Raw genomic sequence first — 4,549 nt, 5'->3', positions numbered from 1 at the left:
AGCCGTGGTGGACGTGGGTGCGCAGACCGGGGGCGAAGCGCTCGGTCTCGCGCTGCCAGTTCCCGACCAGGGACATCGGGCAGACCAGGAGGGTGCGCCTCGGCGCCGCCGTCACCCGCCGCGCCGCCGACACCGACGTGCGCACGCTCAACCGCGAACTCTCCACCCTGCGCGCGGCCGTGGCCTGGTGGCGCGCCCAGGGCTGGATCGGCGCGGACCCCACCGCCGCTCTGAGCGCCCGCCCCGCCCCGCCGCCCGCCGCCGACCCGCTCACCCCGGACGAGCTGCGCACCCTGTTCGCCCTCCGGGCGCCGCTGCGCGAGCAGACGCTCTGGCACCTGCTGCACGAGTCCGGCGCCGCGATCGAAATCGTCCTCGCCCTGAACACCGACGACCTCGACCTCCCGGCACGCCGCACCCGCCCCCGCCCCGGGCGCCCGACCGTGCAGTGGCAGACCGGCACCGCCCGCCTGCTCCCCCTCCTCGTCGCCGGCCGCCCCACCGGCCCGCTCTTCCTCACCGACCGCCGCGCCCCCGCCGCCACCACCCCCGCGGACCGCTGCCCACACACCAACCGCGGACGGCTGTCCTACCGGCGGGCCGCGGAGCTCTTCACCGCACACACGCAACAGCTGGGCACCGACTGGACACTGCGCCGACTACGGGCCGCACGCTGAGCTCACTGCGCCTCCGGCTGCGGCGCGCGGCGGCTCTGGGGGAGCAACTCGTCGAGGCGGGTGGCCAGTTCGGCGACGGTCGGGCGGGTTTCCGGGTCGGATTGGAGGCAGGCGTCGATCGTGGCGGCCAGGGGGCTCGGGAGGCGGCGGCGACGGGAGACCGGTGGGGCCGGGCCGTCCGGGGCCGGGCCGATGAAAGGGACGTCGCCGGTGGCGGCCTCGTAGAGGGTGATGCCGATGCCCCACACGTCGGCGGCGGCGGTGAGCGGGCCGCCGCAGGCCTGTTCGGGGGCGAGGTAGCCGTCGGTGCCGATGCCCGGCGCGGCCGGGCCGGGCGGACGGGCGACGCTGAGGTCGAGCACCTTGGCGCGGCGGCAGTCGATCACGATGTTGGAGGGCTTGAGGTCGAGGTGCAGCAGACCGTGCCCGTGCAGGTAGTGGACGGCCGAGCACAGGTGGAGTCCGAGCATGGCCACGTCGACGGCGGCCGGGCGGCGGGAGCGGGTGTCCAGGACGTGGGCGAGCGTCTCCCCGCTGAGCGTCTCCAGGACGGTGTACGGCTGCGGGCGCTCGCCCGTCCCGTAGCCGCGGACGAGGTGCGGATGCGTGAACTCGGCGAGCCAGCGGCCTTCTTGGAGCAGCCGGGCGCGCAGGCGCCGCTCGCGGCGGCGGTCCGGGCGGAGCACCTTCACGACGCACCGGCAGTCGCGCTCCGCGCTCCAGGCGTCGTAGACGTCGAGCCAGCCGGTGCGGCAGAGGTGGGCCAGGACTTGGTAGTCGGGCGCGATGAACGTCCCTGCCGGGAGGGGAGGTTGGACATCGCGCGTGCTCAACTCGGCACCTCCTCAAGCCGGTCGGGGCGGTGCAGCCGGTCGAGGCGCGCGTACCCGTCGTCGCGGGCCAGCAGTTGCTCGTGCGTGCCGGTGTCCGCGACGCAGCCGTCCCGGAGCAGCACGATCCGGTCGGCGTGCCGGACGGCGGGCAGGTCGTGCGAGACGACGATCGTCGTCCGGCCCCGCATGAGCCGCCCGAGCGGCGCCAGGATCCGCCGCGCCGACTCCGCGTCCAGGCCCGTCGTCGGCTCGTCGAGGATCAGCACGGGCGCGTCGCGGACCATCGCGCGGGCGATCGCCAGCCGCCGGCACTGCCCGCCGGACAGCAGCCGGCCGTTGCGGCCGACCACCGTGTCGTAGCCGTCCGGGAGCCGGCTGACGAACTCGTGCGCGTCGGCGGCCCTGGCCGCGGCGACGATCTCGGCGTCCGTGGCGCCCGGCCGCCCGTACGCGATGTTCTCGCGCACGGTGCCGTGGACGACCAGGGTCTCCTGGAGCAGGACGGCGATGTGCTCGCGCAGGTCGGCGACGGCCAGTTCGCGCAGGTCGAACCCGTCCAGGCGGACGGCCCCGCGCTCGGGGTCGTAGAAGCGCAGCAGCAGCTTGGCGACGGTCGACTTGCCCGCGCCGCTCGGGCCGACCAGCGCGACCGTCTCGCCCGGCTCGGCGCGGAACGACACGTCGAACAGCGCCACCCTCGTCGAGCCCGGGTAGCGGAACCACACCCCGTCGAACGCCACCGCGCCGCGCACCCGGGCGGGGCGCACCGGCACCGGCGGATCGTTCACCTGCGGGCGCTCGTCGAGGAGTTCGAGGATCCGCTCGGCGGCGGCCGAGGCCGAGTAGAAGCCGTTGCTGAGCCGCGAGATCCCCCGCACCGGACCGTACAGGCGGCTCAACAGGGCGACGAAGACGAGGAGTTCGCCCAGGGTCAGGCGTCCGCGCGCGAGCTCCCAGGCGCCCAGGCCGAGCACGATCAGCGCGCCGGCCAGCTCCAGGACGTCCACGATCGGCGTGAACAGCGCCCGCAGCCGGGCGGCCTCCATCGTCGCCCGGAACCGCGCCAGGCTCTCCCGCCGGAACCGCTCCTGCTCCCAGTCCTGCCGGTTGCAGGCCTGCACGAGCGCGATGTTGTCGAGCGACTCCTCGGTGAGCGCGCTCACCGTGCCGCTGCGCCTGCGCCGCTCGCGCGAGGCGGCCTTCACGCGCGCCGAGAAGCGCCGCGCGGTCCACCAGAACAGCGGCACCACAACGAGCGCGACCAGTGCGAGGTCCCATCGGAGGTAGAACAACACCCCCAGGAACACGGCGAGTTCGGCGACGTACGCGACCGCGTCGACGATGCCCGAGAGCAGGAACGTCTCGACCGCCTCGACGTCGCCGGTCAGCCGCGCCAGCACGTCGCCGAGCCGCCGCCGCTCGAAGAAGCCGAGCGACAGGCCCTGCAGGTGCCGGAACACGTCCGCCCGCAGGGCCAGCAGGAAGCGCTCGCCGACCCACGTCGAGGTCATCTGGTCGGCGAAGCCCAGCGCCCCCGACACGACCGTCAGCGCCGCGTAGGCGAGCGCGACCGGCACGAACAGGCCGAGCCGGTGCGGGACCAGGACGTCGTCGACGACCACCTTGAACAGCCAGATCGTGGCCGCGTCGACCACCGGGCCGGACAGGACGAGCACCAGCAGCAGGGCCAGCCAGCGCCGCCCGCCCCGGGTGTACGGCCACAGCCGCCCGAACGTCCGCCGCAACGGCAGCGCCGGGGCCGGCTCGACGACCGGATCCACCCGGCCGCCGTCCCCGTCACCCGGGTCGGCGGTGGTCGGGCGCCGCAGTGACCACACGGTACGAATCCAGCCCGTGGAGAGTGGCCGGGCCGCCGGGGGCCCGGCCCTGACAGGACGGCGGAGCCGTCAGTGCCGCGACTTCGTGTCGCGACGACGACGACGGCCCGTCTTGGTGTTCCTGGTCTCCTTGTCGGTGCTGCGGTCGTGCTTGCCGCCGTGCCGCATCGCCGGGACCAGGTTGGCAAGCATGCTCATCGCTGCCACCTTTCTCTCCGGTCCCCCCGTCACCAGGGGGTACGCACGGGCGGGCGGGTCGGTTCAGGGGTGGGGGGAGGTTTCCGTCTGCGGGCCGTGGGAGGTTTCCGTCTGCGCGGCGGGAGTTGGCGGGGTGCCGGGGGGCGCCGGTTCGCCGAGTCGCCGAGTCGCCGAGTCGCCGCAGAGCCCGTCGGGGACCGTTACGAAGGCCGTCCGTAGCGTTACGAAGCCCGTTACGAAGCCGATGGACCGCCGTGACGCGACCGCCCGGGGACCGCGACACGGGCTCCCTAACGTCTCCGTCGACGCACCGGCCACACGGCCGGGAAGCGTCGACGACGACCGTCGAGGGCGGACGTCGACGATGACGACGAAGGAGAGCACCCCATGAGCAGGAGCCGTACCGATCGTGCGCCGCGCCGCAGGGTCCTGGCCGTCTGCGCACTGACCGGGGCCGCCCTGGTGACCGCCCTGACCGGCGGGCAGGCGTGGGCCGACGGGGCCCCCGCCCCGGCTACCCCGAGCGCCGCCCCGGCCATCCCCACGGCCACCCCGAGCGCCGGCCCCGCCGCCTCCGGCACGGTCGTGGTCCCGAAGGGCTCCGCGCCCGCCCAGCCCGCTCCGGCCCGGCCGACCGTCAGTGCGCCCGCCGGTGCGGGGGTGGCCAAGACGCCCGCCGCCACGCCGTCGCCGGCCGGCGCCCCGGACGCCAACCGGCCGCAGGTCCGCGAGGTCCCGAAGGGCGCCGCCCAGGCCGGGGACGGCTCCACCGCGACCGACGGCAGCGGCCTGACGCTGGCCGCCGGCGGTGCCGTCGCGGCCGGCGGCGCCGGGGCGCTGGGGTTCGCCGTCCTGCGCCGCCGCTCCGGTGCGCGCGCCTGACACCGGCCCCGAGCCCGCCGGGCACCCCGGCGCCGCGTCCCCGCACCTGGCCAGGCGGGGCGGCGGCGCCGGGGCGGCCCCGGACGCGAGCGGGGCGGCGGCCGGCCGGCGGCGCGCAGCC

General features: G+C 76.0%; 5 protein-coding genes. 2 read left to right on the top strand and 3 right to left on the bottom strand.

Annotation, left to right across the window (positions count from 1 at the left end):
- Positions 1 to 677 (top strand): hypothetical protein (locus AB0O00_RS30495; protein ID WP_363657237.1); only part of this gene is annotated, 677 nt, incomplete at its 5' end.
- Positions 678 to 679: 2 nt separating this feature from the next.
- Here AB0O00_RS30495 and AB0O00_RS30490 read toward each other — a convergent pair.
- From AB0O00_RS30490 to AB0O00_RS30480, 3 genes are all read right to left on the bottom strand, one after another.
- Positions 680 to 1,510 (bottom strand): serine/threonine-protein kinase, encoded by an 831-nt coding sequence (locus AB0O00_RS30490; protein WP_363657235.1) that lies wholly within the window; start codon positions 1,508 to 1,510, stop codon positions 680 to 682.
- The gene (locus tag AB0O00_RS30485) at positions 1,507 to 3,348 is read right to left on the bottom strand and encodes an ABC transporter ATP-binding protein (protein ID WP_363657233.1); all 1,842 of its coding nucleotides are present in this window, start codon (positions 3,346 to 3,348) and stop codon (positions 1,507 to 1,509) included. Before AB0O00_RS30485 ends, AB0O00_RS30490 begins: the two co-directional genes overlap by 4 nt.
- A 69-nt stretch (positions 3,349 to 3,417) precedes the next feature.
- Complete coding sequence (locus tag AB0O00_RS30480) at positions 3,418 to 3,546, bottom strand: hypothetical protein (RefSeq protein ID WP_363657231.1); 129 nt, start codon at positions 3,544 to 3,546, stop codon at positions 3,418 to 3,420.
- A 387-nt stretch (positions 3,547 to 3,933) separates the two neighbouring features.
- Here AB0O00_RS30480 and AB0O00_RS30475 point away from each other — a divergent pair, with 387 nt between their 5' ends.
- Positions 3,934 to 4,428 (top strand): hypothetical protein, encoded by a 495-nt coding sequence (locus tag AB0O00_RS30475; protein WP_363657229.1) that lies wholly within the window; start codon positions 3,934 to 3,936, stop codon positions 4,426 to 4,428.
- Positions 4,429 to 4,549 lie beyond the last annotated feature (121 nt).

Origin of the sequence: Kitasatospora sp. NPDC093558 (assembly GCF_040683475.1) — a bacterium.
GTDB lineage: Bacteria > Actinomycetota > Actinomycetes > Streptomycetales > Streptomycetaceae > Kitasatospora.
The sequence above is the reverse complement of the archived record's forward strand: the minus strand, read 5'-3'. Positions and strand labels throughout refer to the sequence as shown.